The organism is Pseudomonas sp. GW821-FHT11D10 (assembly GCF_058808435.1).
Map to the genome: position 1 here is coordinate 205,340 of NZ_JBXARR010000004.1, position 26,990 is coordinate 232,329.

At 60.4% G+C, this 26,990-nt stretch carries 28 protein-coding genes and 1 tRNA gene; 10 read left to right on the forward strand and 19 right to left on the reverse strand.

Annotation, left to right across the window (positions count from 1 at the left end; genetic code table 11):
* Positions 1-50 precede the first annotated feature (50 nt).
* The 10 genes from AC1RT4_RS14650 (at position 51) to AC1RT4_RS14695 (ending at position 11,710) form a co-directional block, all read left to right on the forward strand.
* Positions 51-1,061 carry an ornithine carbamoyltransferase gene (locus AC1RT4_RS14650; protein ID WP_011335626.1) on the forward strand — a complete coding sequence of 337 codons (1,011 nt, stop codon included), beginning with the start codon at positions 51-53 and terminating at the stop codon, positions 1,059-1,061.
* Between the two features lie 74 nt (positions 1,062-1,135).
* On the forward strand, positions 1,136-2,065 hold the full coding sequence (gene arcC / locus AC1RT4_RS14655) for a carbamate kinase (protein WP_007951187.1): 930 nt from the start codon (positions 1,136-1,138) through the stop codon (positions 2,063-2,065).
* A gap of 62 nt (positions 2,066-2,127) precedes the next feature.
* The gene (locus AC1RT4_RS14660) at positions 2,128-2,490 is read left to right on the forward strand and encodes a DUF5064 family protein (RefSeq protein WP_207983750.1); all 363 of its coding nucleotides are present in this window, start codon (positions 2,128-2,130) and stop codon (positions 2,488-2,490) included.
* A 286-nt stretch (positions 2,491-2,776) separates the two neighbouring features.
* Positions 2,777-4,285, forward strand: a complete 1,509-nt coding sequence (gene gcsR / locus AC1RT4_RS14665) for a transcriptional regulator GcsR (protein WP_007951189.1) — start codon at positions 2,777-2,779, stop codon at positions 4,283-4,285.
* Positions 4,286-4,591: 306 nt separating this feature from the next.
* The gene (gene gcvH, locus AC1RT4_RS14670) at positions 4,592-4,975 is read left to right on the forward strand and encodes a glycine cleavage system protein GcvH (protein WP_007951190.1); all 384 of its coding nucleotides are present in this window, start codon (positions 4,592-4,594) and stop codon (positions 4,973-4,975) included.
* A 10-nt stretch (positions 4,976-4,985) separates the two neighbouring features.
* Positions 4,986-7,838 carry an aminomethyl-transferring glycine dehydrogenase gene (gene gcvP / locus AC1RT4_RS14675; protein ID WP_493085906.1) on the forward strand — a complete coding sequence of 951 codons (2,853 nt, stop codon included), beginning with the start codon at positions 4,986-4,988 and terminating at the stop codon, positions 7,836-7,838.
* Positions 7,839-7,913: 75 nt separating this feature from the next.
* Positions 7,914-9,290 (forward strand): L-serine ammonia-lyase, encoded by a 1,377-nt coding sequence (locus tag AC1RT4_RS14680; protein WP_493085908.1) that lies wholly within the window; start codon positions 7,914-7,916, stop codon positions 9,288-9,290.
* Between the two features lie 93 nt (positions 9,291-9,383).
* Entirely contained in the window at positions 9,384-10,508 is a 1,125-nt protein-coding gene (gcvT, locus tag AC1RT4_RS14685) for a glycine cleavage system aminomethyltransferase GcvT (protein WP_085606610.1), read from the forward strand.
* A 404-nt stretch (positions 10,509-10,912) separates the two neighbouring features.
* Entirely contained in the window at positions 10,913-11,125 is a 213-nt protein-coding gene (locus AC1RT4_RS14690) for a cold-shock protein (RefSeq protein ID WP_007951194.1), read from the forward strand.
* Between the two features lie 96 nt (positions 11,126-11,221).
* The gene (locus AC1RT4_RS14695) at positions 11,222-11,710 is read left to right on the forward strand and encodes an RDD family protein (RefSeq protein ID WP_007951195.1); all 489 of its coding nucleotides are present in this window, start codon (positions 11,222-11,224) and stop codon (positions 11,708-11,710) included.
* A gap of 57 nt (positions 11,711-11,767) precedes the next feature.
* Here AC1RT4_RS14695 and nadA read toward each other — a convergent pair whose 3' ends face one another.
* The 19 genes from nadA to AC1RT4_RS14790 all read right to left on the reverse strand — a co-directional run bounded on the left by nadA (position 11,768) and on the right by AC1RT4_RS14790 (position 26,814).
* On the reverse strand, positions 11,768-12,826 hold the full coding sequence (gene nadA, locus AC1RT4_RS14700) for a quinolinate synthase NadA (RefSeq protein ID WP_085689392.1): 1,059 nt from the start codon (positions 12,824-12,826) through the stop codon (positions 11,768-11,770).
* 271 nt (positions 12,827-13,097) lie between these two features.
* Positions 13,098-13,173 (reverse strand) — tRNA-Lys (locus AC1RT4_RS14705).
* A gap of 63 nt (positions 13,174-13,236) precedes the next feature.
* A complete protein-coding gene (gene queC / locus AC1RT4_RS14710) occupies positions 13,237-13,929 on the reverse strand; it encodes a 7-cyano-7-deazaguanine synthase QueC (protein ID WP_007951197.1) in 693 nt (230 codons plus the stop codon).
* 1 nt (position 13,930) lies between these two features.
* On the reverse strand, positions 13,931-14,578 hold the full coding sequence (gene queE, locus AC1RT4_RS14715; protein ID WP_007951198.1) for a 7-carboxy-7-deazaguanine synthase QueE: 648 nt from the start codon (positions 14,576-14,578) through the stop codon (positions 13,931-13,933).
* A gap of 165 nt (positions 14,579-14,743) precedes the next feature.
* A complete protein-coding gene (ybgF, locus tag AC1RT4_RS14720; RefSeq protein ID WP_011335639.1) occupies positions 14,744-15,583 on the reverse strand; it encodes a tol-pal system protein YbgF in 840 nt (279 codons plus the stop codon).
* A 6-nt stretch (positions 15,584-15,589) separates the two neighbouring features.
* The gene (gene pal, locus AC1RT4_RS14725) at positions 15,590-16,087 is read right to left on the reverse strand and encodes a peptidoglycan-associated lipoprotein Pal (protein WP_003178634.1); all 498 of its coding nucleotides are present in this window, start codon (positions 16,085-16,087) and stop codon (positions 15,590-15,592) included.
* Positions 16,088-16,139: 52 nt separating this feature from the next.
* Positions 16,140-17,420: a Tol-Pal system beta propeller repeat protein TolB gene (tolB, locus tag AC1RT4_RS14730; RefSeq protein WP_166742344.1), complete on the reverse strand. Its 1,281-nt coding sequence runs from the start codon at positions 17,418-17,420 to the stop codon at positions 16,140-16,142.
* Between the two features lie 17 nt (positions 17,421-17,437).
* Positions 17,438-18,493 carry a cell envelope integrity protein TolA gene (tolA, locus tag AC1RT4_RS14735; RefSeq protein ID WP_493085912.1) on the reverse strand — a complete coding sequence of 352 codons (1,056 nt, stop codon included), beginning with the start codon at positions 18,491-18,493 and terminating at the stop codon, positions 17,438-17,440.
* Positions 18,493-18,945 carry a protein TolR gene (tolR, locus tag AC1RT4_RS14740; protein ID WP_162130475.1) on the reverse strand — a complete coding sequence of 151 codons (453 nt, stop codon included), beginning with the start codon at positions 18,943-18,945 and terminating at the stop codon, positions 18,493-18,495. The genes tolA and tolR overlap by 1 nt, the downstream gene beginning before the upstream one ends.
* A gap of 23 nt (positions 18,946-18,968) precedes the next feature.
* Positions 18,969-19,664, reverse strand: a complete 696-nt coding sequence (gene tolQ, locus AC1RT4_RS14745) for a protein TolQ (RefSeq protein WP_007912733.1) — start codon at positions 19,662-19,664, stop codon at positions 18,969-18,971.
* Positions 19,654-20,121 carry a tol-pal system-associated acyl-CoA thioesterase gene (gene ybgC / locus AC1RT4_RS14750; protein ID WP_007951203.1) on the reverse strand — a complete coding sequence of 156 codons (468 nt, stop codon included), beginning with the start codon at positions 20,119-20,121 and terminating at the stop codon, positions 19,654-19,656. Before ybgC ends, tolQ begins: the two co-directional genes overlap by 11 nt.
* A gap of 127 nt (positions 20,122-20,248) precedes the next feature.
* Positions 20,249-21,310 carry a Holliday junction branch migration DNA helicase RuvB gene (gene ruvB / locus AC1RT4_RS14755; RefSeq protein ID WP_493085915.1) on the reverse strand — a complete coding sequence of 354 codons (1,062 nt, stop codon included), beginning with the start codon at positions 21,308-21,310 and terminating at the stop codon, positions 20,249-20,251.
* The gene (ruvA, locus tag AC1RT4_RS14760) at positions 21,311-21,919 is read right to left on the reverse strand and encodes a Holliday junction branch migration protein RuvA (protein WP_007951205.1); all 609 of its coding nucleotides are present in this window, start codon (positions 21,917-21,919) and stop codon (positions 21,311-21,313) included. It lies immediately after the preceding gene.
* Between the two features lie 114 nt (positions 21,920-22,033).
* Entirely contained in the window at positions 22,034-22,561 is a 528-nt protein-coding gene (ruvC, locus tag AC1RT4_RS14765) for a crossover junction endodeoxyribonuclease RuvC (RefSeq protein ID WP_007951206.1), read from the reverse strand.
* Positions 22,562-22,662: 101 nt separating this feature from the next.
* Positions 22,663-23,409 (reverse strand): YebC/PmpR family DNA-binding transcriptional regulator, encoded by a 747-nt coding sequence (locus AC1RT4_RS14770; protein ID WP_003227527.1) that lies wholly within the window; start codon positions 23,407-23,409, stop codon positions 22,663-22,665.
* 124 nt (positions 23,410-23,533) lie between these two features.
* Positions 23,534-25,309 carry an aspartate--tRNA ligase gene (gene aspS, locus AC1RT4_RS14775; protein ID WP_007951209.1) on the reverse strand — a complete coding sequence of 592 codons (1,776 nt, stop codon included), beginning with the start codon at positions 25,307-25,309 and terminating at the stop codon, positions 23,534-23,536.
* Between the two features lie 108 nt (positions 25,310-25,417).
* Positions 25,418-25,639 carry an FmdB family zinc ribbon protein gene (locus AC1RT4_RS14780; protein ID WP_007951210.1) on the reverse strand — a complete coding sequence of 74 codons (222 nt, stop codon included), beginning with the start codon at positions 25,637-25,639 and terminating at the stop codon, positions 25,418-25,420.
* Positions 25,640-25,752: 113 nt separating this feature from the next.
* Entirely contained in the window at positions 25,753-26,100 is a 348-nt protein-coding gene (locus tag AC1RT4_RS14785) for a ribbon-helix-helix domain-containing protein (RefSeq protein ID WP_493085918.1), read from the reverse strand.
* Between the two features lie 243 nt (positions 26,101-26,343).
* Entirely contained in the window at positions 26,344-26,814 is a 471-nt protein-coding gene (locus AC1RT4_RS14790) for a Dps family protein (RefSeq protein ID WP_007951212.1), read from the reverse strand.
* Positions 26,815-26,990 lie beyond the last annotated feature (176 nt).

Sequence of the window (26,990 nt, forward strand, 5' to 3'; positions counted from 1 at the left end):
CACTGACCCTGTCGCGGCCGGGTCGATCACCGAATCCAAGGAGAATCATCATGGCGTTCAACATTCACAACCGTAACCTGCTCAGCCTGGAACACCACACCCCACGTGAGCTGCGTTACCTGCTCGACCTGTCCCGCGACCTCAAGCGCGCCAAGTACACCGGCACCGAGCAGCAACACCTGAAGGGCAACAACATCGCCCTGATCTTCGAAAAAACCTCGACCCGCACCCGCTGCGCGTTCGAAGTCGCCGCTTATGACCAGGGCGCCAATGTCACCTACATCGACCCGAATTCCTCGCAGATCGGCCACAAGGAAAGCATGAAGGACACAGCCCGCGTGCTGGGTCGCATGTACGACGCCATCGAGTACCGTGGCTTCAAGCAGGAAATCGTCGAAGAACTGGCCAAGTTTGCCGGCGTGCCGGTGTTCAACGGCCTGACCGATGAATATCACCCGACCCAGATGATCGCCGACGTGCTGACCATGCGTGAGCACGCCGACAAGCCGATCCACGAGATCAGCTACGCCTACCTGGGCGACGCGCGTAACAACATGGGCAATTCGCTGCTGCTGATCGGCGCCAAACTCGGCATGGACGTGCGCATCTGCGCGCCGAAAGCCCTGTGGCCGCACGACGACCTGGTGGATCGCTGCAAAAAATACGCAGAGGAAAGCGGCGCCCGCATCACCCTGACCGAAGACCCGAAAGCTGCGGTCAAGGGCGTGGACTTCATCCACACCGACGTCTGGGTATCGATGGGCGAGCCGGTGGAAGCCTGGGCCGAGCGTATCCAGCAACTGCTGCCGTATCAGGTCAACGCCGAGCTGATGAAAGCCACCGGCAACCCGCGCACCAAGTTCATGCACTGCCTGCCGGCGTTTCACAACAGCGATACCAAGGTCGGCAAACAGATCGCCGAACAGTATCCGCACCTGAAAAACGGCATCGAAGTGACCGACGACGTGTTCGAGTCGCCGGCCTGCATCGCCTTCGAGCAAGCGGAAAACCGCATGCACACCATCAAGGCGATTCTGGTGTCGACTTTGGCTGATCTGTAAGCGTTGACCATTGACCTGCGAGCGCCGCAAAAAGCAGCGCCCGCAGGCTCACCGAATTCTGAAAGGACTGCATTATGCGTATCGTCGTAGCTCTGGGCGGTAACGCCCTGCTCCGCCGTGGTGAGCCGATGACCGCTGACAACCAGCGCGCCAACATCCGCATCGCCACCGAGCAAATCGCCAAGATCCATCCCGGCAATCAACTGGTCATCGCCCACGGCAATGGCCCGCAAGTCGGCCTGCTGTCGTTGCAGGCAGCGGCCTACACCTCCGTCACCCCTTACCCGCTGGACGTGCTCGGTGCCGAAACCGAAGGCATGATCGGCTACATCATCGAACAGGAACTGGGCAACCTGCTGGACTTCGAAGTCCCGTTCGCCACCCTGCTCACCCAGGTCGAAGTCGACGCCAACGACCCGGCCTTCAAGAACCCGACCAAACCGATCGGCCCGGTCTACGAGAAGGCCGAAGCAGAAAAACTCGCCGCTGAAAAAGGCTGGGCCATCGCCCCGGACGGCGACAAGTTCCGCCGCGTGGTGGCCAGCCCGCGGCCGAAACGCATCTTCGAAATCCGCCCGATCAAGTGGCTGCTGGACAAGGGCAGCATCGTGATCTGCGCCGGCGGTGGCGGCATCCCGACCATGTATGGCGCACACGGCAAGCTGCAAGGCATCGAAGCGGTCATCGACAAGGACCTGTGCTCGGCGCTGCTGGCCGAACAGCTGGAAGCGGATTTGCTGGTGATCGCCACCGACGTCAACGCGGCGTACATCGACTTCAAGAAACCCACCGAGAAAGCCATCGCCCAGGCCCACCCGGACGAACTCGAACGCCTGGGCTTCGCCGCCGGCTCCATGGGGCCGAAGGTGCAGGCAGCCTGTGAATTTGCGCGCCATACTGGCAAGGTCGCGGTGATCGGTTCGCTCTCGGACATCGAAGCCATCGTCCAGGGCACCGCCGGTACGCGGGTCAGCACGGCAGCGCCGGGCATCACCTACCGATAAAAAGAAACTCCGGGGGCAGACCTCAGGTCTGCCCTTCTCCCATGCCTTGAAAGGAGAAAACCATGGCCCAGTTCGAACCCGGCCGCTTGCACATCGAGCGCCACGCGTTGACTGACGACGATGTCAATTACAACGTGCACCTCGACTATGAAGTGTTCACCGATCCTCAGAAAGGCAAAGGGATACAGTTCACCCTGCACGGCAGCATGCAGGGCAAGGACATGAAGGAGACGTTTTTCCTGCCCAAGGAAGAGGCCTACAACTTCGCCCGCGACGTGACCCGGATCGCCGAGAAATACGGGATTCCCAAGGCGCACAGCCAGATCGGCTCGGTGCACAAGCATTACGACCTGATGTTTGAAGACATCCGCAAGCAGCTGAATATGCAATCCGGGGATCCGGTCAATCCCGAGCATTTCGAGTAACCCCCCAAAAGCCCCCTCACCCTAACCCTCTCCCGGAGGGAGAGGGGACTGATTGCGGGATGCTTCAGAGTTACGCCGACCTGAACCTGCTTTACCGAATCCATAATCGACTCGATTCTTCAGGTCGATGTATCACGCAAGACACCTCGGTCAGCTCCCTCTCCCTCCGGGAGAGGGCTGGGGTGAGGGGTGGATCTCCAGCAAGACACTAATCTCAAGATTTCACCCCAGTCCCCCATCAAGGCATACTTGCCTCCCTCCGCACTCCAGAACCCAGAACCGCCCCATGCGTATCCACGTCAGCTTCATCGACCGCGTCGGCATCACCCAGGAAGTCCTGGCCCTGCTCGGTGGGCGCAACCTCAATCTGGATGCGGTGGAAATGGTCCCGCCGAACGTCTACATCGACGCCCCGACCCTCAGCCCGCAAGTGCTCGAAGAACTCAAGGATGCGTTGTTCCGGGTGCGCGGCGTGGAGGCCGTGGTGGTGGTCGACATCCTGCCCGGCCAGCGTCGGCATTTGCAGCTCGACGCGTTGCTCGCGGCGATGACCGACCCGGTACTGGCGCTGGACAGCGCCGGCAAGGTGCTGCTGGCCAACCCGGCGTTGATTGCCTTGTACGGTCGCGAGCCGGCGGGCGAAAGCGTCTCGGAACTGTTCAACGATCCGGGCCTGCTCGAAACCCTGCTCGAACAAGGCTTCCGCCTGCCGCTGCGAGAAATCACCGTCAACGGCCAGACCCTGTTGCTCGACGCCACGCCAATCACCGACGCCGGCGCCCTGCTCACCCTGTATCAACCGAACCGAATCGGCGAACAACTCTCGGCGCTGCACCACGACCATGCCGAAGGTTTCGATGCACTGCTCGGTGAGTCGCCGCCAATCCGTACCCTCAAGGCCCGCGCCCAGCGCGTCGCGGCCCTCGATGCGCCGCTGCTGATCCAGGGCGAAACCGGCACCGGCAAGGAACTGGTGGCCCGCGCCTGCCACGCCATCAGCGCCCGGCACAGCGCACCATTCCTCGCACTGAACTGCGCGGCCCTGCCGGAAAACCTCGCCGAAAGCGAACTGTTCGGCTACGCCCCCGGCGCCTTCACCGGCGCACAGCGCGGCGGCAAACCGGGGCTGATGGAACTGGCCAACCAGGGCACGGTGTTCCTCGACGAGATCGGCGAGATGTCGCCGTACTTGCAGGCCAAACTGCTGCGTTTTCTCAACGACGGCAGCTTCCGCCGAGTGGGCGGTGATCGTGAAGTGAAGGTCAATGTGCGGATCCTCAGCGCCACCCACCGCGACCTGGAAAAAATGGTCAGCGAAGGCCTGTTCCGCGAAGACCTGTTCTACCGCCTCAACGTGCTCAACGTCGAAGTGCCCCCACTGCGCGAACGCGGTCAGGACATTCTGCTGCTCGCCCGCTATTTCATGCAGCAGGCTTGCGCGCAGATCCAGCGCCCGGTCTGCCGCCTCGCCCCGGGCACTTACCCGGCGCTGCTCGGCAACCGCTGGCCGGGCAACGTGCGGCAATTGCAGAACGTGATCTTCCGCGCCGCGGCGATCTGCGAGAGCAGCCTGGTGGACATCGGCGACCTCGACATCGCCGGCACCTCGGTGGCGCGCCAGACCGACACCGACGTCGACAGCCTGGAAGAAGCCGTCGAAGCCTTCGAGAAATCGCTGCTCGAAAAACTCTACGTCAGCTACCCCTCGACCCGCCAACTGGCCAGCCGCCTGCAGACCTCGCACACCGCGATTGCCCATCGGCTGCGCAAGTACGGGATTCCGGGCAAAGCCTGAGACCGCGCCAAAAGCGACCTCCATCTGTACTGAAAGCGCTACAGCGGAACGATATCGCTACACCCTCCTCCGATCACCGCTGTGCAAGGCTTTGATCCGGTTCAGCTTTTTTCTTCGCCTCACGCTGTAGCGATTTCGCTACAGTCAATCTGATCGTGTCCACTCGCAAATCAATCAAGCCATTGATTTATAAAGATATTTTTACGTTGGCCGCGTTCTTGCTAAGTAACCGTTCATAAAATCAGGGCATTGCCGCCCGAGTATTCCACCGCGTCCACCAGACGAGTCTGGCCCCTAGGAGATTCCATGAGCGAGTTGCGTTTTACTGAAGATCACGAATGGCTGCGCGCCGAAGCCGATGGTTCTGTCACCGTTGGCATCACCGCTTTTGCGCAGAACGCCCTGGGCGACGTGGTGTTCGTGCAACTGCCTGAATTGCAGGCGTACGAGAAAGGCGCCGAAGCCGCCACCGTGGAATCGGTAAAAGCCGCCAGCGGCGTTTACATGCCACTGGACGGTGAAGTGCTGGCCACCAACCCGGCCCTGGAAGACAGCCCTGAACTGGTCAACGAAGATCCGCTGGGCGAAGGCTGGTTCTTCCGCTTCAAGCCAGCCGACGCTTCTGCCGTCGCCAAGTTGCTGGATCAGGACGCCTACGACCGCCTGATCAAAGCCCAAGCCGAAGCCTGAGGAACCTGACATGACCCAAGTAAATCTCGGCACCGCCAACGAATTCATCGCCCGTCACATCGGCCCGCGCGCCGGTGACGAGCAAGCCATGCTCAACAGCCTCGGCTTCGACTCGCTCGAAGCCCTGAGCGCCAGCGTCATCCCGGAAAGCATCAAGGGCACCAGCGTGCTCGGCCTCGACGACGGCCTGAGCGAAGCCGATGCCCTGGCGATGATCAAAGGCATCGCCGGCAAGAACCAGCTGTTCAAGACCTACATCGGCCAGGGCTACTACAACTGCCACACGCCGTCGCCGATCCTGCGCAACTTGCTGGAAAACCCGGCCTGGTACACCGCTTACACCCCCTACCAGCCAGAAATTTCCCAAGGCCGTCTCGAAGCGCTGCTGAACTTCCAGACCCTGATCAGCGACCTCACCGGCCTGCCGATCGCCAACGCGTCCCTGCTCGACGAAGCCACCGCCGCTGCCGAAGCCATGACCTTCTGCAAACGCCTGAGCAAGAACAAGGGCAGCCACCAGTTCTTCGCCTCGATCCACAGCCACCCGCAAACCCTCGACGTGCTGCGCACCCGTGCCGAGCCACTGGGCATTGACGTGGTCGTGGGCGATGAGCGCGAGCTGACCGACGTGACGCCGTTCTTCGGCGCGCTGCTGCAATACCCGGCCAGCAACGGTGATGTGTTCGACTACCGCGAGCTGACCGAACGCTTCCACGCGGCCAACGCACTGGTGGCCGTCGCCGCTGACCTGCTGGCCCTGACCCTGCTGACCCCGCCGGGCGAATTCGGCGCCGACGTGGCCATCGGCAGCGCCCAACGCTTCGGCGTGCCGCTGGGCTTCGGTGGCCCGCACGCGGCTTACTTCTCCACCAAAGATGCGTTCAAACGCGACATGCCGGGCCGTCTGGTCGGTGTTTCGGTTGACCGTTTCGGCAAACCGGCCCTGCGTCTGGCAATGCAGACCCGCGAGCAACACATCCGCCGCGAGAAAGCCACGTCGAACATCTGCACCGCGCAAGTGCTGCTGGCCAACATCGCCAGCATGTACGCCGTGTACCATGGCCCGAAAGGTCTGACCCAGATCGCCAACCGCGTGCATCACTTGACCGCGATCCTGGCCAAGGGCCTGAGCGCACTGGGCGTGACCGTCGAGCAAGCCAGCTTCTTCGACACCCTGACCGTGGCCACCGGCGCGCAAACTGCTGCGCTGCACGACAAGGCCCGCGCCCAACAGATCAATCTGCGTGTGATCGACGCCCAGCGTCTGGGCCTGTCGGTTGACGAAACCACCACCCAGGCCGACATCGAAACCCTGTGGGGCCTGTTCGCCGACGGCAAGACTCTGCCGGATTTCGCTGCTCTGGCCGCTGCCGCGCAAAGCACGATTCCAGCCGCACTGGTGCGTCAGTCGCCGATCCTCAGCCACCCGGTGTTCAACCGTTATCACTCGGAAACCGAGCTGATGCGCTACCTGCGCAAACTGGCGGACAAGGACCTGGCACTGGATCGCACCATGATCCCGCTGGGCTCGTGCACCATGAAACTCAACGCCGCCAGCGAAATGATCCCGGTGACCTGGGCCGAATTCGGCGCCCTGCACCCGTTCGCCCCGGCCGAGCAAAGCGCCGGTTACCAGCAACTGACCGATGAACTGGAAGCGATGCTTTGCGCCGCCACCGGTTACGACTCGATCTCCCTGCAACCGAACGCCGGTTCCCAAGGTGAGTACGCAGGTCTGCTGGCAATTCGCGCCTATCACCAGAGCCGTGGCGAAGACCGTCGCGACATCTGCCTGATCCCGTCCTCGGCCCACGGCACCAACCCGGCGACCGCCAACATGGCCGGCATGCGCGTGGTCGTGACCGCGTGCGACGCCCGTGGCAACGTGGACATCGAAGACCTGCGCGCCAAGGCCATCGAGCACCGCGAACACCTCGCCGCGCTGATGATCACTTACCCGTCGACCCATGGCGTGTTTGAAGAAGGCATCCGCGAAATCTGCGGCATCATTCATGACAACGGCGGCCAGGTGTACATCGACGGCGCCAACATGAACGCGATGGTCGGCCTCTGCGCACCGGGCAAGTTCGGCGGCGACGTGTCGCACCTGAACCTGCACAAGACTTTCTGCATCCCCCACGGCGGTGGCGGCCCGGGCGTCGGCCCGATCGGCGTGAAATCGCACCTGACTCCGTTCCTGCCGGGCCACGGCCACATGGAGCGCAAGGAAGGCGCGGTCTGCGCAGCACCGTTCGGCAGCGCGAGCATTCTGCCGATCACCTGGATGTACATTCGCATGATGGGTGGCGCAGGCCTGAAGCGCGCTTCGCAGCTGGCGATCCTCAATGCCAACTACATTTCCCGTCGCCTGGAAGAGCACTATCCAGTGCTGTACACCGGCAGCAACGGTCTGGTGGCGCACGAGTGCATCCTCGATCTGCGCCCGCTGAAAGACAGCAGCGGCATCAGCGTCGATGACGTCGCCAAGCGCCTGATCGACTTCGGCTTCCACGCCCCGACCATGTCGTTCCCGGTGGCCGGCACGTTGATGATCGAGCCGACCGAAAGCGAATCCAAGGAAGAACTGGACCGCTTCTGCGACGCCATGATCCGCATCCGCGAAGAAATCCGCGCAGTGGAAAACGGCACCCTGGACAAGGACGACAACCCGCTGAAGAACGCTCCGCACACTGCCGCAGAGCTGGTCGGCGAGTGGACTCACCCGTACAGCCGCGAACAAGCGGTGTACCCGGTGGCGTCGTTGATCGAAGGCAAGTACTGGCCGCCGGTCGGTCGCGTCGACAACGTGTTCGGCGACCGCAACCTGGTCTGCGCCTGCCCGTCGATCGAAAGCTACGCTTGACCTGTAAGGGGGCGGGTTCGCCCGCCCCTTTCATGCGTGCCTGATGTGCCTATAACAAGAAACCGGAGAACAACCATGTCGTTAAGCGTGTTCGACCTGTTCAAGATTGGCATCGGCCCCTCCAGCTCCCACACCGTCGGCCCGATGCGCGCAGCTGCGCGCTTCGTCGAAGGCCTGCGTCGGGAAAACCTGTTGTCGGCCACCACCAGCGTCAGGGTCGAGTTGTATGGATCCCTCGGCGCCACCGGCAAGGGCCACGGCAGCGACAAGGCCGTGCTGCTGGGCCTGGAAGGTGAACACCCGGACACCGTGGATACCGAAACCGTCGCCGCCCGTCTCTCGGAGATTCGTGGCAACGGGCGTTTGAACCTGCTCGGCGAACACAACATTGCGTTCAACGAGAAAGAACACCTGGCGATGATCCGCAAGCCGTTGGCCTATCACCCCAACGGCATGATCTTCCGTGCCTTCGATGCGGCGGGATTGCAGATCCGCAGCCGCGAGTACTACTCGGTCGGCGGTGGGTTTGTCGTCGACGAAGACGCGGCCGGCGCCGACCGCATCGTCGAGGACGCCACCCCGCTGACCTTCCCGTTCAAGAGTGCCAAGGACTTGCTCGGTCACTGCGCCACCTATGGTCTGTCGATCAGCCAGGTGATGCTGACCAACGAAAGCGCCTGGCGCCCGGAAGCGGAAACCCGCGCCGGTCTGCTGAAAATCTGGCAAGTGATGCAGGACTGCGTGGCTGCCGGCTGTCGCAACGAAGGCATCCTGCCGGGTGGCCTGAAGGTCAAGCGGCGGGCGGCGGCGTTGCACCGGCAACTGTGCAAGAACCCGGAATCGTCGCTGCGCGATCCGCTGTCGGTGCTGGACTGGGTCAACCTCTACGCCCTCGCCGTCAACGAAGAAAACGCCAACGGCGGGCGCGTGGTCACGGCACCGACCAATGGCGCAGCGGGGATCATCCCTGCGGTGCTGCATTACTACATGCGCTTCATTCCCGGCGCGAACGATGACGGCGTGGTGCGCTTCCTGCTTACCGCCGCGGCCATCGGCATTCTGTACAAGGAAAACGCCTCGATCTCCGGCGCCGAAGTCGGCTGTCAGGGCGAGGTCGGCGTGGCCTGTTCGATGGCGGCCGGGGCGTTGTGCGAGGTCCTCGGCGGCAGCGTGCAACAAGTGGAAAACGCCGCTGAAATCGGCATGGAACACAACCTCGGTCTGACCTGTGACCCGATTGGTGGGCTGGTTCAGGTGCCGTGCATCGAACGCAACGCCATGGGTTCGGTCAAGGCGATCAACGCCGTGCGCATGGCCATGCGCGGAGACGGGCAGCACTTCGTCTCCCTCGACAAGGTCATCCGCACCATGCGCCAGACCGGCGCCGACATGAAAAGCAAATACAAGGAGACCGCCCGTGGCGGTCTGGCGGTCAACATTATCGAGTGCTGATTACGCCATCAAATCTCTCTCCCTTTGGGAGAAAACACAAAACTGGCCCCCTCTCCCTCCGGGAGAGGGTTGGTGTGAATCAAGGAGTCACGCATGTCCACCGAACAACTGTCGAAAACCCCGCTGCACGCTCTGCACATCGAACTCGGCGCCCGCATGGTGCCGTTCGCCGGCTACGACATGCCGGTGCAATACCCGCTGGGCGTGATGAAAGAACACCAGCACACCCGTGAGCAGGCCGGGCTGTTCGATGTCTCGCACATGGGCCAGATCCGCCTGACCGGCGCCAATGCCGCCAAAGCCCTGGAAACCCTGGTACCGGTGGACATCATCGACCTGCCGGTGGGCATGCAGCGCTACGCGATGTTCACCAACGAAACCGGCGGCATCCTCGATGACCTGATGGTCGCCAACCTCGGCAACGACGAACTGTTCCTGGTGGTCAACGCCGCGTGCAAGGACCAGGACCTGGCCCATCTGCAGAAACACATCGGCGACCAGTGCAAGATCGAGCCGTTGTTCGAAGAACGCGCCCTGCTCGCCCTGCAAGGCCCGGCCGCCGTGACCGTGCTGGCACGCCTGGCGCCGGAAGTGGCGAAAATGACTTTCATGCAATTCACCCGCGTGAAGCTGCTGGGCGTTGACTGCTTTGTCAGCCGTTCGGGCTACACCGGTGAAGACGGTTTCGAAATTTCGGTTCCGGCAGCCGACGCGGAAAAACTCGCCCGCGCCCTGCTGGCCGAACCGGAAGTCGCCGCCATCGGCCTCGGCGCCCGTGACTCGCTGCGTCTGGAAGCCGGCCTGTGCCTGTACGGCCACGACATGAACACCGAGACCACCCCGATCGAAGCCAGCCTGCTGTGGGCAATCTCCAAGCCTCGGCGTGCCGACGGTGCCCGCGCTGGTGGCTTCCCGGGTGCAGAACAGGTCTTCGCTCAACAGCAAAACGGCGTTCAGCGCAAACGCGTCGGCCTGCTGCCACAAGAGCGTACGCCGGTCCGTGAAGGTGCAGAGATCGTCAACGAAGCGGGCGAGATCATCGGCAGCGTGTGCAGCGGCGGTTTCGGCCCGACCCTGGGCGGCCCGCTGGCCATGGGTTACCTGGACAGCGCCTACGTCGCGCTCGACACGCCAGTTTGGGCGATTGTTCGTGGGAAAAAGGTGCCATTGCTTGTAAGCAAAATGCCATTTGTTCCACAACGCTACTATCGTGGTTGATTGACTGTTTCTATAAGTAACGCGATTGCGTTATGCGTGCACTAATGTGTAACGCAATCGCCATAAAACAGTGCACTCCGTTTACATTCGATTCGAATATGAACTTGGCTTATAACGTTCGAAAACAATTGAACAAGCCAATCGAATAAGCCGGACTAGTGGACCGACTAAGTGCCAGCAAGCGCAGGAAAACCGGGGCCTTCACAGGGCTTGTTTTTCCTCCCGTAGTTGGCGTAGAGTTTGTCCACTGTGTTTGCATGGGTCAGCTTGGAATCGTGACCTGGGCAGTAGCCTACAAGTTAGCTACATCCCGTTCGACGTCTTCTTACTCTCCTGCAACCAGCCCCAGTACTCTTTCATGAGAAAGAGACTGTCATCAATTTATGCGTCAAAGGAAATAAGAAATGTCCACACGTCAGAGCGGTACCGTCAAGTGGTTTAACGACGAGAAAGGTTTTGGTTTTATCACTCCAGAAAGCGGTCCGGATCTGTTCGTGCATTTCCGCGCCATTCAGGGCAACGGCTTCAAGAGCCTGAAAGAAGGCCAGAAAGTGACCTTCGTTGCAGTGCAGGGCCAGAAAGGCATGCAAGCTGACGAAGTCATCGCAGAAGCCTGATTTCTGTTACGAAAAAGCCCCTGATATTGATATCAGGGGCTTTTTTGTGGGCGCAAATCCGTAAAATGGCGCTTCACTTTCCGTCCAGAGGCTGCCATGTCGAAACACCTGCTCACTCCCCAGGGCGATTTCCCCGCCGTCGGCCTGGGCCGTCGTCTGGCAGCGATGTTCTATGACTTTCTGCTGTGCACTGCCCTGCTGATCGTGACGGGTGGCGTCTACAAGATGATCCAGGCCGCGATCATCGGTGAGGAGCGTCTGCGGGTTCTGACCGACGCCGGGCAACTGGATGGCGATCCGTTGTACTCCACGGTGCTGCTGCTGGTGTTGTTCGGCTTCTTTGCCAAGTTCTGGACCCACGCCGGGCAGACCCTGGGCATGCAGGTCTGGGGCATTCGCGTGCAGAACGCCGATGGCACTGCGATCAGCCTGTGGCAGGCGTTACTGCGGTTCATGGTGTCGATTGCGTCGTGGCTGTGCCTGGGCCTGGGGTTCTTCTGGTCGCTGTTCGACAAACAGAAACGCGCCTGGCATGACATCTACTCCGACACGCAGCTCGTGCGAATTCCGAAGAAAGCCAAATAAACCCGTAGATGCAAAAACGCCCCGATCAATCGGGGCGTTTTTGTTTGCGTCGCAAGGTCAGGCGTTGCCGGCCAGTTTCATGCGCGCGGCCTGAGTGAAATCGAGCATGCGCTTGAGCGGGCGGATCGCCTGAGGAATGAGAGCCGGGTCGACGAAGATCTCGTTCGAGCCCTCCTTCAGGCACTTGAGCGTGCGTTCAAGGGTGTTCATGGCCATCCACGGGCAATGTGCGCAACTGCGGCACGCCGCGCCGTTACCGGCGGTTGGCGCCTCGATGAAGACCTTGTCCGGGCACAGCTGCTGCATCTTGTAGAAGATGCCGCGATCGGTGGCGACGATCAGGGTCTTGTTCGGCAGCGATTGAGCGGCAGCGATCAGCTGACTGGTGGAACCGACGGCGTCCGCCAGTTCGATCACCGACGTCGGCGACTCCGGGTGCACCAGAATGGCGGCGTCCGGGTACAGCGCTTTCATGTCTTCCAGCTGCTTGGACTTGAACTCTTCGTGGACGATGCAGGCACCGTCCCAGAGCAACATGTCGGCGCCGGTCTTACGCTGGATGTAGGTGCCCAAGTGCTTGTCCGGGCCCCAGATAATGGTTTCGCCGTTGTCCATCAGGCTCTCGACGATTTCCAGTGCGCAGCTGGAGGTCACTACCCAGTCGGCCCGGGCTTTGACCGCGGCCGAGGTGTTGGCATACACCACCACGGTGCGCTCCGGATGCTGATCGCAGAACGCCGAGAACTCGTCCACCGGGCAACCCAGATCCAGCGAGCAGGTCGCTTCCAGGGTCGGCATCAGCACGCGTTTTTCAGGGTTGAGAATCTTCGCGGTCTCGCCCATGAATTTCACGCCGGCAACCACCACGGTCTTGGCCGGGTGGGCGTTGCCGAAGCGGGCCATTTCCAGGGAATCGGAAACACAACCGCCGGTTTCTTCGGCGAGGGCCTGGATGATCGGATCGCAATAAAAGTGGGCAACCAGCACCGCGTCCTGAGCCTTGAGCTCGGCGGCGATGGCGGAACGGTAATAAGCCTCTTCCTCGGCTGTCAGCGGCTTGGGCTGCTTGGCATCGAGGTGGGCTTGTACCAGAAGGCGTTCGGAAATCTGCGTCATGTTCGCAAGACCTGCAGGCGCATTCGCGCGAAAGTCGAGTATACACCCGGCTCCGGACCGCTTGAGGGTACCGCCGGGAGAGTGAGTATTATCAGGCACGGACAGCATTGAAGCTGCGCAAGGCTACAGAATATCCCGTTGATACAAAAGATGATTCTGACCTGCGTCACGGCGGGAAGAAACGAAGGGAGGGATGCCCGAATCGCAGGCAAAAAAAAACCCGGAAATCCTCACTTTCGTGGGCCTTCCGGATTTTCTAAACCGCCAAATATGGTGGGTCGTGTGGGATTCGAACCTACGACCAATTGGTTAAAAGCCAACTGCTCTACCAACTGAGCTAACGACCCGCTGTGTGGTGGCGCGTATAATACTGATTTTTAAGGACTATTCAACACCTAATTTAAAAATAATCAAAAATAAGGTGTCGGGTCGCTGATTCCGGCCGCCGCGAAGCCTTCTGCACGCAGTCGGCAGCTGTCGCATTTGCCACAAGCGCGGCCGTCATCGTCGGCCTGATAGCAGGAAACAGTCAGCCCGTAATCAACGCCAAGCTTCACGCCCGCCTGGACGATCTGCGCCTTGCTCAGGTTCTGCAGCGGTGCCTGGATGCGGAAACCATTGCCTTCGACGCCAGCCTTGGTTGCCAGGTTGGCCATGCGCTCGAACGACTCGATGAACTCGGGACGGCAATCCGGGTAACCGGAGTAGTCCACTGCGTTGACGCCGATAAAGATGTCACGGGCGCCGAGCACTTCAGCCCAGCCCAGGGCCAGCGACAGGAAAACCGTGTTGCGCGCCGGCACGTAAGTCACCGGGATGCCTTCGCCCAACTCTTCCGGAATGTCGATGCTGGTGTCGGTCAGGGCCGAGCCGCCCATGCCGTTCAGATTCAGGCCGATCACCTTGTGCTCGACCACGCCCAGATCGCGAGCAACGCGAGCAGCGGCATGCAGTTCGGCGTGGGAACGCTGACCGTAATCGAAACTCATGGTGTAGCAGGCGTAGCCTTCAGCGCGGGCCATCGCCACGACAGTGGCCGAGTCCAGACCACCCGACAGCAGGATTACCGCACGTTTTTGGCTAGTGTTCAGTTGTTCAGTCATCTCAGCGCCCCGGCTCATCATTCCATAGATATTTATGCAGCTGCAGTTGCAGGCGCACTGGCAGGTTATCCGCCACCACCCAGTCCGCCAGATCCCGAGCGTTCAGGTCATGGTGACTTGGGGAAAACAGCACTTCACCTGCACGTCGTTCGAGACCGTACTGAATCAGCTTCGATACCGCCCAGTCATAGTCCTCCCGCGAGCAGATGACAAACTTCACCTGATCGTTGGGCGTCAGCAGTTCGATGTTCTCGTAGCGATTGCGATGGGCTTCTTTGGAGTCTGGCGTCTTCAGATCGACCACCCGACTGACCCGAGGATCGACCGCCGAGATGTCGAGGGCGCCGCTGGTTTCCAGCGAGACTTCGTAGCCGGCATCGCACAACTGTTTGAGCAAAGGGATGGCATTGGGCTGTGCCAGCGGCTCACCGCCAGTGACGCAGACGTAGCGCGGGCGAAAGCCGGCCACTTGCTCGAGGATGTCGTCGAGGGTACGGATCGTGCCACCGCTGAACGCGTAGGCGCTGTCGCAGTATTGGCAACGCAATGGGCAACCGGTCAGGCGCACAAAAACCGTGGGCAGCCCGGCAGTCCGCGTTTCCCCCTGCAACGAGTAGAAAACTTCGGTGATTCTCAATGTGTCTTGCATAGTCGCCACGGGCGTAACAGCTAAACAGGCTGTCCGCCTCCGTCAGGCACTTCAGGCAACCCCGCCAACGCGTAGATCACCAGAAGCGTGTTTCATAAAAGGGCGTGAATTCTAACGAAAAAACCCGCGACAAGCGCGGGTTTCTTCCAAACGGGTCAAACGCTGTTACATGCGTTGCAGATCGCGCTGGGCCAACTGAGCGGCGGACGTGCCCGGATATTGGGCCACCACCTGCTGCAGAATGCCTTTGACCTTGTCGGTATGACCGAGGCGGCGCTCTACGTCAGCCAGCTTGTACAGCGAATCCGGCACTTTGGCGTGCTTGGGATACAGCTGCGAAACCTTGGCAAAAGCCTGACCTGCACCTTGCAGATCGCCTTTGGCCAGGTTCACCTCACCCAGCCAGTACTGGGCGTTGCCCGCGTATTGGCTGTTCGGGTATTTACGCAGGAAAGCGGCAAACGCCTGGCTGGCCTTGTCGAAATCCTTGGCCTTGATCAGGTCGAAAGCTGCATCGTAATACAGCTTTTCCTTGGCCGGATCAGCCGGTTCGCCACCCGCGGCAGGTGCCTGGGCGGCCGCAGCGGCCCCGGCTCCAGCGGCGGCACCGGCAGCAGCACTTGCATCGCCACCGGCAGAAGAATTCTCGGGAGTCGCGGCAGGTGCAACGCCGGATCCTATGCGCCGATCAAGATCCTGGTATCGCTCCAGGGATTCCTGCTTCATGCGCGAAACTTGGTTCTGCAGTTCTTCGATCACGCCTTGCTGGCGCGACAGTTGATCCTGCATTTGTTGCAGTTGGTTGAACAGCATGCCTTGTGCCGAGGCAGGGGCCGAAGCCGCTCCCCCGGCATAGGCGCCGTTCGTACCGTAACCTGCAGGCGGATAACTGCTCCCGCTATTGTTATAACCGGAGTTGTCATCGACCACAGGAACCGCAGCCCACGCCGCAAGCGGCGCGAGGCTGAGAGCCAGAACAGTTACAGCACGACGGCACGTTCGCATATCGAATTACTTACGCAGTTCGACGCGACGGTTTTGAGCCCAGGACTGCTCGTCGTTGCCGGTAGCAACTGGACGCTCTTCGCCGTAGGAAACCAGTTCCAGCTGAGCTGGGGAAACACCTTGCAGTACCAGGTAGCGCTGAACGGCTTTCGCACGACGCTCGCCCAGTGCCATGTTGTACTCACGAGTACCACGTTCGTCGGTGTTGCCTTCCAGAACAACGCGAGCGCCGTTTGCTTTCAGGTCTTTGGCGTGAACGTCCAGAGCGCGCATGGCTTCTGGCTTCAGGTCCGAGCTGTCGTATTCGAAGTAGAAGGTGGTGATTGCGCGCAGAGCAGCTTCTTCGCTCAGGGAACCGTCAACTGCACCAGTGTTTGCGCCGTAACCAGCGTTTGGATCAACAGCGCCTTCACCGGCGTTGTCGCCGCCTTTGGACGAGCAACCTACAGCTACAGCCATGGCCAGAGCCAGCGCAGCAAATTTACCAAACTTCAGCATTTCCATCGTGAAACTCCTAATGAACCCCAGTGTGTTAAGTAAAACGTAAAGCGCCGCGTCAGTTCAGGTAAGGGGACCAGGACGGTTCTCTGACTTCGCCTTGAGCGGTAGGAAGCGGGAGCCTCACGCGTCCATTAATGGACACGAGCATCAAGACTCCCCGGCCCTGCTGGCGGGTGGCGTAGATTACCATGGTGCCGTTGGGCGCAACAGTAGGCGACTCGTCCAGAGTGCTATCAGTGAGGATTTTTACACTTCCACGCTGCAAATCCTGGGCCGCCACTTTGAAATTGGTGAAACCGTCCTGACGATGGATCATCACCAGGGTCTTTTCATCCGCCGAAAGCTTCGGGTTGGCGTTGTAGTTGCCCACGAACGTCACACGTTCGGCACCGCCGCCACCGGCGCTAGTCTTGTAAATCTGCGGCTTGCCGCCACGGTCGGAGGTGAAGTAGATGGTCGAACCATCCTTGCCCCAGTACGGTTCGGTGTTGATACCAGGGCCTGCGGTCACGCGGGTGATCTGACGCGAACCGAGGTTCATCACGTAGATGTCCGGGTTACCGTCCTTCGACAGTACGAACGCCAGGCGATTACCGTCCGGCGACCAGGCAGGCGCGCCGTTCAGGCCCTCGAAGTTGGTGATCTGCTCACGGCGACCGGTGTCGATGTTCTGCATGAAGATGCGCGGACGCTTCTGTTCGAACGACACGTAGGCGATACGCTTGCCGTCCGGTGCAAAACGCGGCGACAGGATCGGCTCGCGCGATTGCAGCAGGGTCACGGCGCGGGCGCCGTCATAGTCTGAGCGCTGCAGGGTGTAACGGGTGTTCTTCTCGGAGAAACGCTCGGCTGTGACGTACAGCAGGCGAGTCGAGAATGCACCTTTAATACCGGTCAGTTTTTCGAACGACTGATCGGAGATGTAGTGCGCCATGTCACGCAGCTGTTCGGTGGTACCCGACACACTGCCGTCAGCCACTTTCTGTTCGGTGGCGACGTTGAACAGAGCCCACTGCACCTGCAGACGACCACCGGCCGGCACGATGCTGCCGACCATCATGTATTGCGCGCCCACCGCCTTCCAGTCACGGAAGATGATTTCGCTCGGCTGGCTTGGCTGGCTGATCATGTTTTGCTTTGGAATCGGCGAGTAATAGCCCGAGTTGCGCAAATCGTTACCAATGATTTCAGCCATGTCATCCGGCAGGACGGCACCGCCCTGGAAACCGAACGGTACGACCGCGATCGGAGTTGCCCGATCGCTGCCGCTGGTGACCAGAATGTTCTTTTCATCCGCCATCGCGATCCCTGCCATGCAGCAGATCACGACCAGCATTCCTCGAAGAAGGTTTCTCACAAGGCTAGATCCTCAGGTGTGAATGTCATCTTGAATGAACGATACGGAGCGAAATCGCTCGGCTTCATTCCCTGCATTTCCGTCAAACGTCCAATATTCTTGACCGCTGCCACTGCCGACGCATCGAACGGACCGTCGCCACTGGACTTGGCCACGCTGACCGAAGTCACCGTACCGTCCGGCAACATGCCGATCTGCAGCACAACCGTCATGCCTTTGCGTGCCGAAGGTGGACGTGCCCAGCCTTCCGCTGCCCGCGCACGAATCAGGTCATCGAAACTGCCCGCGACTTCATCGCCCTGCTCATCGGCCAAGGCCTGCTGGCGCTGCGGCGTGTCGGAAAGCAAATCTGCCAGGGCCTGAGCCTTTTTGTCTTCGGCGGATTTACGTGCCGCGTCCTGCGCTTTCTTCTTCGCAGCATCGGCAGCAGCTTTCTTCTTCGCGTCTTCGGCGACTTTCTTCTTCGCCTCTTCAGCTTCAGCTTTCTTCTTGGCGTCTTCGGCGGCTTTCTTCTTCGCGTCTTCGACGATCTTCTTCTTGGCCTCTTCTTCAGCAGCTTTCTTGGCTTCTTCTTCGGCTTTCTTCTTGGCTATATCAGCCAATTGTTTCTCTTCTGCCTTCTTGGCTTCGGCGGCTTTCTTCGCGTCGTCGGCTTTCTTGGCTTCATCAGCCTTCTTCGCCTCGTCCGCTTTCTTCGCCTCATCGGCCTTCTTGGCTTCCTCGGCCTTTTGAGCCGCTTCTTCTTTCTTTTGTTCCGCAGCCTTCACCGCTTCCTGCTCGACCTTTTTCTGCTCCATCTGCTCGACTTCAGTCTGGCGCGCGGCGGATTTCTTCGCCTCACCCGCAATCTTCTGATTGGTCTGGGTGGTTGCCTGACTTTTCGATTTCAGCTGGTACAGGGTCGCCTGGACAATCGGCTTGGCCGGCGGCAGCTCCGGGGTCAGGGCGAAACTGACGAACAGCATGCCGAACACCAGCACGTGCAAGCCAATCGCCCAGACACTAGGCCAGAAGTAGCTTTCCGAGGCGGACGGCTCTCGCTGTTGCTGCATCAGGGCGCCTCGGTGATCAAGCCAACGTTACCGACCCCGGCTTTCTGCAACCCGCCCATGGCGCCCATGACGGAGCCATAATCGACGGACTTGTCGCCACGGATGAAGACCTGGGTACGCTTGCCGCCTTCAGTGCCGGCGCGAATGATCTTGGTCACCGCGTCGGTCATCTGTGGCAGGGTCATGGCCCGGTCCTGCTGCTTCTCGGTGTCGACTTCGCTGCCAAGGTTCCAGTAGTAGGTCTTGTCCGACTTGATCGAAATGGTCAGCACCTGGGTGTTGTTGTCCTGCGGCAAGGCTTCGCTGGAAACCTTGGGCAGATCCACTTTCACGCCCTGATTGAGCATCGGCGCAGTCACCATGAAGATGACCAGCAGCACCAGCATCACGTCGATGTAAGGCACTACGTTCATCTCGGCGACCGGCTTGCGCTTGTGTCGGGCTCGAGTGATTAAAGCCATCGGAAAATACCTGCTTATTCTTCGCTGGTGTGCACTTTGCGGTGCAGGATCGCCTGGAATTCATCGGCGAAGGTGTAGTAGCGGCTCAGCAAGGTTTCGCTGCGGGCAGAGAAACGGTTGTAAGCGATAACGGCCGGGATCGCGGCGAACAGACCGATCGCGGTGGCGATCAGGGCTTCGGCGATGCCGGGTGCCACGGTGGCCAGAGTGGCTTGCTGGGCGCTGGCCAGACCACGGAAGGAGTTCATGATCCCCCAGACGGTACCGAACAGACCGATGTACGGGCTGACGGAACCCACGGTGGCGAGGAACGGCAGGCTCTGCTCGAGCTTTTCTTCTTCGCGGGAGATGGCGACGCGCATGGCACGGGCCACGCCTTCCATCACTGCTTCAGGATCGACGCCTGGCTGCTGACGCAGACGGGAGAACTCCTTGAAGCCGGCACGGAAGATCTGCTCGACGCCCGAATCCGGATCCGGGTTGCTGCCGGCCTGACGGTAGAGTTTGGACAGGTCGATACCCGACCAGAAGCGCTCCTCGAAGCTCTCCAGGGCACGTCGACCGGCGCGCAGCAGGTTGCTGCGCTGAAAGATCATGATCCATGAGGTCACCGATGCGGCCACCAGGGTCAACATTACCAACTGCACCACGATGCTGGCATTGCTGACCAGGCTCCACATGGAGGAATGGTCGACGACGTTAGCTTCCACGCTTTATCTCCTGCTTTGAGTGTGTACCCGTGCCGACCGCGTCGGCAAAGGCCGCACGCAGGTCTTCGGGAAGGGCCCGGGGTTTCAAACTGTTAGTGCGCACACAGGCCACCAGAAACTGCCCTTCGCAGAGCAGCACATTATCCGTTGCCCGCCTGACCTGCTGTCGAAAGCGCAGGCTGGCACGGTTCAATTCGATTACATCAGCGCTTACCAGAAGCTCGTCGTCCAGTCGCGCCGGCGCGTGGTAACGCGCTTCGCTGGAATGCACGACGAACAACAGGTCCTCCCCTGCCAGCGCCGACTGGGCAAAGCCCAGCTCCCGGAGCCGCTCGGTTCGAGCCCGTTCCATAAACTTGAGGTAATTAACGTAATACACGATGCCGCCCGCATCGGTGTCCTCGTAATAAACGCGACAACGATGTGCGAACGGCTCAAGCCCGTTTTGCGCGCGCATACTCTAGTGCTTACTCCTCAGGTTGCCAATCCGGCCAGGCAACTGTTTTTCATTGTTCAAAGGCTTTACCGCAAAAGTACCGTCCTGAGACAGTACAAACGCTGAATAAATCGCCAATAAATGTGTATCAATCGTCCACGGCATCGAGAAACTCGTCTGCCACGGGCATTTCGCCCATTCGTGTCGGAATGTTTAAACCAAAATGCAGGTACGCGTGACGGGTAACCACCCGGCCTCGCGGTGTCCGCATGATGTAACCCTGCTGAATCAGGTACGGCTCGAGCACGTCTTCAATGGTGTGGCGCTCTTCGCTGATCGCCGCCGCCAGGCTGTCGATACCCACCGGACCGCCATCGAACTTTTCGATCATGGTCAACAGCAGACGCCGGTCCTGATGATCGAAACCGTGCTCGTCGACATCCAGCAGGTTCAGCGCCAGATCCGCGACAGCCTTGGTGATGTGGCCCTTGGCCCGGACTTCGGCGAAGTCCCGCACCCGACGCAACAGTCGGTTGGCGATCCGCGGCGTGCCACGGGCGCGACGGGCAATCTCGAAAGCCCCTTCCGGATCCAGCGGCAGACCGAGAATGTTCGCCGAACGGCTGACAATCGTCGCCAGGTCAGCGGTGCTGTAGAACTCGAGTCGCTGGACGATACCGAAACGGTCGCGCAACGGGTTGGTCAGCATCCCCGCCCGCGTCGTCGCGCCGACCAGGGTGAACGGCGGCAGATCGAGCTTGATCGAACGCGCCGCCGGCCCTTCACCGATCATGATGTCGAGCTGGAAATCTTCCATCGCCGGGTACAGCACTTCTTCGACGATCGGCGACAGGCGATGGATTTCATCGATGAACAGCACGTCGTGCGGCTCAAGGTTGGTCAACAGCGCCGCCAGATCCCCCGGACGTTCCAGCACCGGGCCGGAAGTGCTCTTGATCGACACGCCCATTTCCTGGGCGATGATGTTGGCCAGCGTGGTTTTACCCAGCCCCGGCGGACCGAAGATCAGGGTGTGGTCGAGGGATTCGCTACGGCCACGGGCGGCCTGGATAAACAGTTCCATCTGCTCGCGAACGGTCGGCTGGCCGATGTATTCGGCCAGGCTGACGGGACGTATCGCCCGATCCTGGACTTCTTCGCGCTCACGCGGACTGTGCGTGGCGGCGATCAGACGATCAGCTTCAATCACTTAAATCATTCCCTTCAGGGCGCGTCGAATCATGTCTTCGCTGCTCAGGCCTTTCTCTTTGATCGCGGAAATCGCCTTGCTCGCTTCCTGTGGCTTGTAGCCCAGGGAAATCAGCGCGCTGACCGCATCGTTCTCGGCGGTATTGACCGGCGCCGGGCCGTCCGGCTGGTTCGGCACCAGTGCGAACATGGCCGGCGAGGTTTCCCAGGCCTTGAAGCGATCCTTGAGCTCGACCAGCAGACGCTCGGCAGTTTTCTTGCCCACCCCCGGCACCTTGGTCAGCGCCGAAGTGTCCTGGGACTGCACGCAGCGGATCAGTTCGTCGACTTCCAGACTCGACATCAGGGCCAGGGCCAGTTTCGGCCCTACACCATTGAGACGGATCAACTCGCGAAAAAAGTCTCGCTCACGCTTGCCGGCAAAACCATAGAGTAACTGCGCGTCTTCGCGTACGACCAAATGGGTGTGCAAGGTCAGCGGTTCACCGACCGACGGCAGACGGTAAAGGGTGGTCATGGGCACTTCCAGCTCATACCCGAGGCCGTTTACATCCAGAATCAGGTGCGGCGGCTGTTTCTCAGCCAGAGTGCCGCGCAAGCGTCCAATCACGTTTCAGATCCTTGAGCGTTGGCCAGCCGTGGGCTGGCGACCGACAGAACATGGATTTACGGCCGACGACCCAGGCGCGAAATCCACATTCCGTGAAATTGACTGCTGATGCTATCAGAGACGCAGGCGCCCGCCACGACTGCGTGCCGTTCCCAAGCCGTGCGGCAACAGACTGGAGCGGGTGTGGGCGTGACAAATGGCAATCGCCAGGGCATCCGATGCGTCGATTTGCGGTTTGCTGGTCAGCTTGAGCATGTGCATGACCATCATCTGCACCTGCTCTTTATTGGCAGCGCCGGTTCCGACCACGGCCTGCTTGACCTGAGTGGCCGTGTACTCGGCGATCTCCAGGCTTTCTTCGGCACCGGCAACGATAGCGGCCCCACGGGCCTGCCCGAGCTTGAGCGCCGAATCGGCGTTTTTCGCCATGAACACCTTTTCGATGCCCATGGTCACCGGGCCATAGGTCTGGATGATTTCCCGCACGCCGCGATAGACGATCTGCAATCGCTCATGCAGCTCGCCGGCACCGGTGCGAATACAACCCGAGGCGACATAGATACAACCGCCGCGTCCGGTATCGCGAACAATGCCGTAACCGGTAATGCGCGAACCGGGGTCGATACCAAGAATTAAAGTCATAAGCCTGCTGGTTCGAAAAAACACAAAAACAAATGTGGGAGATTCCGGGTTTGAGGGAAAGCCTCAGACCCGGAATCTCCCACATTGAATCGTAGTCGCTCTTAACCGAGCTGAGCGGCCACGTCTTCCGGAATGTCCGCGTTGGAGTAGACGTTCTGCACGTCGTCCAGATCTTCCAGCATGTCGATCAGCTTGAGCACCTTCTCGGCGCCCTCCAGATCCAGTTCGGCGCTGGTGGTCGGCTGCATGACGATTTCCGCGTCATCGCCCTTGAAACCAGCGGCCTCCAGGGCATTGCGTACCGCGTAGAAACTGGTGAACGAAGTGAACACGTCGATCGAGCCGTCTTCGTGGCTGACCACGTCGTCGGCATCGGCTTCCAGCGCCGCTTCCGTCAGTGCGTCTTCGTCGACGCCCGGGGCAAAGCTGATCTGGCCCTTGCGTTCGAACAGATAGGCTACCGAACCGTCGGTACCGAGGTTGCCGCCACACTTGCTGAACGCGTGGCGAACAGCTGCTGCGGTGCGATTGCGGTTGTCGGTCATGCACTCGACCATCACCGCCACGCCGCCCGGGCCGTAACCTTCGTAGGTCAGCTCTTCAACGTTGTCGGCTTCGGTCGCACCGGCGCCACGAGCCACGGCACGGTCGATGATGTCCCGGCTCATGTTGGCGCCCAGCGCCTTGTCCAGTGCCAGACGCAGACGCGGGTTGGAGCCCGGATCACCGCCGCCCTGACGGGCCGCCACGGTCAGCTCGCGGATCCACTTGGTGAAGATCTTGCCTCTCTTGGCATCCTGGCGTTCTTTGCGGTGCTTGATGTTCGCCCACTTGGAATGACCTGCCATAACTCGCTCCGAATTCTCTTGAACAATGCCCGCCATGCAAGTGCATCGGCCAGCAAAAAAATCTTGTTTTCAATCACTGCAGAAAGAAAAAAGGCGCATCCGAAGATGCGCCTTCAGGCCCGTCTTACTCGGCCTTTGGCGTTTCGCGCAAACGAATGTGCAATTCGCGCAATGCCTTCGCATCCACGACACCCGGCGCCTGCGTCATCACGTCGGCAGCACTCTGGGTTTTCGGGAAGGCGATCACTTCACGGATCGACTGGGCGCCGGTCATCAGCATCACCAGACGGTCCAGACCGAAGGCCAGACCACCGTGCGGCGGCGCGCCGTATTTCAGGGCGTCGAGCAGGAAGCCGAACTTCTCTTCCTGTTCCGCTTCATTGATGCCCAGCAGACGGAACACCGCTTGCTGCATCTCTTTACGGTGGATACGGATCGAACCGCCACCCAGCTCGGTGCCGTTCAGCACCATGTCGTAGGCACGGGACAGAGCGCCAGCCGGGTTGGCTTCCAGCTCTTCAGGCGAGCACTTCGGCGCGGTGAACGGGTGGTGCAGAGCCGAGAAGCTGCCGTCGTCGTTCTCTTCGAACATCGGGAAGTCGACGACCCACATCGGTGCCCACTCGCAGGTCAGCAGCTTCAGGTCGTGACCGAGCTTGATACGCAGCGCGCCCAGGGCTTCGCTGACGATCTTGGCCTTGTCGGCGCCGAAGAACACGATGTCGCCGTCGACTGCACCAACGCGATCGAGGATCACGTTCAGGTTGGCTTCCGGGATGTTTTTCACGATCGGCGATTGCAGACCGTCAACACCGGCAGCACGCTCGTTGACCTTGATGTACGCCAGGCCCTTGGCACCGTAGATGCCGACGAACTTGGTGTAATCGTCGATCTGCTTGCGCGGCATGCTCGCCCCGCCTGGAACGCGCAGCGCGGCGATACGGCATTTCGGATCGTTGGCAGGGCCGCTGAAGACCTTGAAATCCACTTCTTTCAGCTGATCGGCCACGTCGACCAGTTCCAGCGGGTTACGCAGGTCTGGTTTGTCGGAACCGTAACGGCGCATGGCTTCTTCGAAGGTCATGTGCGGGAATTCGCCGAATTCCAGATCCAGCACTTCCTTGAACAGGTTGCGGATCATGCCTTCGGTCAGGCCCATGATGTCTTTTTCGTCGAGGAAGCTGGTTTCGATGTCGATCTGAGTGAACTCAGGCTGACGGTCGGCACGCAGGTCTTCGTCGCGGAAGCACTTGGCGATCTGGTAGTAACGGTCGAAACCGGCAACCATCAGCAGTTGCTTGAACAGCTGTGGCGATTGCGGCAGCGCGAAGAACGAACCGGCGTGGGTACGGCTCGGCACGAGGTAGTCGCGCGCGCCTTCCGGAGTGGCACGGGTCAGGATCGGCGTTTCGACGTCGAGGAAGCCGTTCTCGTCCAGGTAGCGACGGATGCTGGTGGTCATGCGCGAACGCAGACGCAGCTTCTCGGCCATTTCCGGACGACGCAGGTCCAGGAAGCGATAGCGCAGACGGGTTTCTTCGCCGACGTCGGAGAACTCGTTCAGCGGGAACGGCGGGGTTTCCGACTCGTTCAGCACTTCCAGTTCGTAGCCCAGCACTTCGATCATGCCCGACGCCATGTTGGCGTTGGTGGCACCGGCCGGACGCAGACGCACCTTGCCGGTGATCTTCACGACGTATTCGCTGCGCACGCGATCGGCGGCGGCGAAGCTCTCGGCACGATCCGGATCGAACACTACCTGGGCCAGACCGTCACGATCACGGATATCGAGGAAAATCACCCCGCCGTGGTCGCGACGACGGTGAACCCATCCGCAAAGGGTAATTTCCTGGCCTTCCAGGCTTTCGTTCAGTTGGCCGCAATAATGGCTGCGCATCATGGTAGTGGTTCGCTTCTCGTAATTCGAAATTCGGTGGAGATCCCGCTGCACTCAAGCACTGTGCAACTTGTGGAAACTCGCGCGTGTCGTTCGACCTGGGTTTGAACCCTAGTCAGATTTGTCGCCACCGGCCAGATTCTTCTTCGCGCCGGTCTTGAAATCGGTTTCGTACCAGCCGCTGCCGCTGAGGCGAAAGCCCGGCATCGACAGCTGCTTCTTGAGTTCCGGCGCCTGGCAGGCAGGGCAATCGACCAGTGGTGCGTCGCTGATCTTTTGAATGGCTTCCAACTGATGACCACAGGAAGCACATTGGTAATCGTACATCGGCATGGGGTTGTCTCGGCAATCAGATTGCCAGCACGCGCAGGGCTGTGCGGCGAAAGAGCGGGATTATATCCATTAAATGCGGCCTGTGCAGCCGGAAGACTGCACAGGCCGTCTTGTCAGTGACAACCCGCGTCGTGCATCGCCGGAGAATCCCGCAGGCCATGCACCACACACACCACCCGCACCAGACCGCTGAAGTTTTTCACCCCGCCATGGCGCAGGTGTACTTCACGATCGACGCGGGACAACAACGTGCCGACCGAACAGCAATTGTCCTCGGCCATCCGGCCCAGGATATTCCAGTAAACCTGCTCCAGCCGCATGCAGGTCGCGAACCCGTTCAAGCGTACCGATCGGGACAGCGGCCGGATCAACGCCATGTCGAACCCGCCGAGAAACGGCTCCCCGAACTTGTCCTGCTGCAAACCGACAACAATGTCGCCTCGCCTGTCTCCACCTTCCATATCGCTGACACTCCTTTGCCATTTCTGCGCCTGTGATCAAGGCGAGTTCCTGTGACCTCATTAAAAGCGCAGGTGCAAAGGCAGATCCAGATGACTTTTTGACCATCCACGTAGGATAAGCCAACGCGATACGGAGGATCATGGAGCGGCCGGGCGCCTTCCTTGTTTCCTACCGTCGCGAATGTTTTTTCCGGGCAAAAAAGAGAAAAGCGCACGAGCGTAGGATCCGTGCGCTTTCCGTCATCAGGCCTCGAGCAGTGCGCGCAACATCCAGGCGGTTTTCTCGTGAACCTGCATGCGCTGGGTCAGCAGGTCGGCGGTCGGCTCGTCGCTGACTTTATCCAGCAGAGGGAAAATCCCTCGCGCCGTGCGCGTGACCGCTTCCTGCCCCTCGACCAATTGCTTGATCATGTCCTCGGCACTCGGCACGCCCTCCTCTTCCTTAATAGAAGACAGGCGCGCATAGGTCGCGTACGCGCCCGGCGCCGGAAAGCCCAGCGCCCGGATGCGTTCGGCGATCGAATCCACCGCCAGGGCCAGTTCGTTGTATTGCTCCTCGAACATCAGATGCAGGGTCCGGAACATCGGCCCGGTCACGTTCCAGTGAAAGTTGTGAGTCTTCAGATACAGCACGTAGGTGTCGGACAGCAGGCGCGAGAGCCCCTCGACGATGGATTTGCGGTCTTCTTCACTGATACCGATATCGATTGCCATGCTTACCCCCTAACGGCGATTGAATTCATCCAGCAGGTGTCGGCTCACTGTAGCAAGGCCTCCCCCGCATCGCAGCCCCCGTATCGACCCGATAGAGGCGACAAATCGCCCCACACGCTGCCGCTGGCCGGCGTGATTTGAGTAGCCGCAGGCTTTGCTGTTAAATAGGCAGTGTG